Consider the following 3,365-nt stretch of genomic DNA (forward strand, 5'->3'; position numbering starts at 1 on the left):
TAAAACTCTTTCTGGGTACCCCGTTATTCCGCTATATGGCACGGCGCAAGGACTTACACGGCGCCGGCACCCAATACGGCGCGGTTGCCTCCTCACAGGGCTGACCCGCACCCGTCGAAACCAGCCACCCGAACCCCGCCGTCACGAAGCCAACCACCGAGAAAACTCAGACTCGATACACTAGAGGGGTGACTACAGAGAACAAAACCCTCCTGCTCATTGACGGACACTCCCTCGCCCTGCGCTCCTTCTTCGGCATCTACACCATGGCGGAGAAGACCGGCCAGCACATCTTCGTGCGTAGCGACGGCCAGCACACCGAGGCCGTCCACGCCTTCCTCTCCACCCTGCTGAGCATCATCAAAGACAACCAGCCCAGCCACATCGCCGTAGCCTTCGACCTGCCCGGCGGCACCTTCCGCACCGCCGAATACGGCGAATACAAGGGCGGCCGCAACGCCATCCCCGAAGCCTTCAACGGCCAGATTGACCTCATCAAGAAGATGCTCGGCGCGCTCAACATTCCCGCGCTCACCTACGAGAACTACGAAGCCGACGACATCGTCGCAACCCTCACCCGCCGCGGCACCGAAGCCGGTTACAAGGTCCTCATCCTCTCCGGCGACCGCGACATCTTCCAGCTCGTCACCGACGACGTCACCCTGCTCTACCCGGTCACCACCGGCCCATCCAAGGGTATTCAGCGCATGGACCCCGCCGCCGTCGAAAAGAAAACCAAAGTACCCCCGCACATGTACCCCGACCTCGCCGCCCTCACCGGCGAGCAGGCGGACAACCTGCCCGGCGTACCCGGCGTGGGCCCCGGCTTCGCGGCCAAATGGCTCGGCGAATACGGCTCCCTGCAGGGTGTGCTCGACAACCGCGACAAGATTGGCGGCAAGAAGGGCGAGGCGCTGCGCGAGAACGTGGATAACGTGGTGCGCAACCGTCGCCTCAACCAGCTCGTCAACGACCTCGACCTGGACGTCACCCTCGAAGACACCGCATTCACCCCCGACCTGGATGCACTCAACACCTTCTTCGACGAGGTGGAGTTCCGCACCATCCGCAAGCGTGCCGCCGACACCCTCGGCCCCATTGTGCGCGCCGCCGGATCCGCAGGCTCTGCAAGCTCCGCCGCAGAAGCAGGGGAGGAGGGTGCCACCAAGAAGGCACCCACCGGCCCCGTCTACGCACCCATTGCCACCAGCGCACCCACCAAAAACGCAGACGCAGCAGCATTCCGCGTCTTCTGTGCCGCCGCAGCCGAAGAAAACTACGGCAATGACGAACAGGGTGCGCCCATCGCCGTACCCGAACGCCTCGAAGGCGCCGTGACCCTCTACCCGGTCACCAACCTGCCCGTAGCACGCCCCGCCATCGGCGACGCACCCGCCGTCAAGGTCACCAAAACCAAAATCCGCGCCGCCGAAGAAAACCCCGAACTGCTCGGCGTGCTCCTCACCAGCAAGAACACCAGCCTCTGGATCGATACCCGCACCATCGACCCGGAACTCGACGCCGCCCTCGCCGCCTGGCTCTCCGACGAAGCAGCCCGCAAAATCGTCATGGACCTCAAAGTCCAGCGCAAACTCCTGCGCGCCTACGGCTACGAACTCGCCGGCGCCGTCGAAGACCCCGCCCTGTCCTCCTACATGTGCGGCTTCATCCCCACCGCAACCCGCAAGCTCTTCTCCGAACGCATGGAAGACCTCGCCGAACGCTACCTCTGGATCCCCAAGGACCCCTACGCTCAGCTCGTCTTCCAACCCGAAGAAGACGAGGCAGAACCCTCCCTCTTCAGCCTGCCCGGCGAAGCCGAACCCGTCGAAAACCTGCGCTACTTCACGCAAATCAGCCGCATCATCCACGAACTCGCACGCCTGCTGCACTACGAAATGGAAGAACACGGCCAGCTGAAGGTCTACGAAGAAATCGAACTGCCGCTGCTCTACGTCCTCGCAGATATGGAGCAGGCAGGTATTGCCGTCTCCGATGCGCTCCTGGCCGAACTGCACGACACCTTCTCCGCACGCGCCGCCCAGGCGCAGGACGCCGCGCGCGCCATCATCGGCGACACCGTCGAAACTGACGACGGCGAAGAACCCCTCAACCTCGCCTCCGTCAAACAGCTACAGACCGTGCTCTTCGACAAGCTCGCCCTGCCGCACACCCGCAAAATCAAGTCCGGCTACTCCACCGACGCCGAATCCGTCACCGAACTGCTCTCCAAAATCTCCCCGGAGTCCGACGGTGCCGCATTCCTCGGTGCGCTCGCCGCCTACCGCGACAACATCAAACTCGTACAGACCGTCGAAGGCCTGCAGAAAGCAGCCGCCGACGACGGACGCGTGCACACCACCTTCCAGCAGGGTGCCGCCTCCACCGGCCGCCTCTCCTCAACCGCGCCGAACCTGCAGAACATCCCGATCCGCACCGAAGAAGGCCGCCGCATCCGTGGTGCATTCATCGTCGCGCCCGCACCCGTCGACGGCGTGGAGTACGAGGGTCTGCTCACCGCCGACTACTCGCAGATCGAAATGCGCATCATGGTGCACCTCGCCGCCGACGAGAAGCTCATCGCAGCCTACGAAGCGGGGGAGGACCTGCACCGTTACGTCGGCTCCGAAGTCTTCGGCGTCGCACCCGAAGAAGTTACCCCCGAGCAACGCTCCAAGGTCAAGGCAATGTCCTACGGCCTGGCATACGGCCTGTCCCGATTCGGCCTCGCCAAGCAGCTGAACATCAGCTCCGACGAAGCAGGCGAACTGCGCACCAACTACTTCAAACGCTTCGGACGCGTGGGACGATTCCTGCGCGGCGTGCTCAAGCAGGCACACCAGGACGGCTACACCGAAACCATTTTCGGCCGCCGCCGCGTGCTGCCCGACCTGGACTCGCCCAACCGTGTACGCCGTGAAGCCGCCGAACGCGCCGCCCTCAACGCCCCGATTCAGGGCACCGCCGCGGACATCATCAAGATCGCCATGATCAACATTCACCGCCGCCTGCGTGAAGAGGGCCTGAAGACCCGCATGCTGCTGCAGGTGCACGACGAAATCATCCTCGAAGTCGCCATCGGTGAGCGTGAAGTCGCCGAACGCGTGCTCGTCGAGGAGATGAGCGGTGCCGCCTCCCTGCGTGTTCCTCTGGATGTGCAGGTCGGCTGGGGCAAGTCCTGGCAGGAGGCGGGCCACTAGGCGCGTTTCTTCCGCCTGGCTCCGCATGGAAAAGCGGTGCTCAGCTTGGCTCTGCGTGGGATGCACTGTTCCGCTTGGAAAGGTGGTTATCGTCCTCGTTCCTACAGGGAACCCGCCCTCGCTTCGCTTCGGGCACCCTGATGTCACTTTCGGACGATACCGCCT

Annotated in this window: 1 protein-coding gene; it reads left to right on the plus strand. The window is 63.8% G+C overall.

Annotated elements, in window-relative coordinates; translation table 11 throughout:
- Nucleotides 1-188: 188 nt before the first annotated feature.
- Entirely contained in the window at nt 189-3,200 is a 3,012-nt protein-coding gene (polA, locus tag QZ540_RS08305) for a DNA polymerase I (RefSeq protein ID WP_294629141.1), read from the plus strand.
- Nucleotides 3,201-3,365 lie beyond the last annotated feature (165 nt).

The sequence above is a fragment of the uncultured Rothia sp. genome, from assembly GCF_916049665.1.
GTDB lineage: Bacteria > Actinomycetota > Actinomycetes > Actinomycetales > Micrococcaceae > Rothia.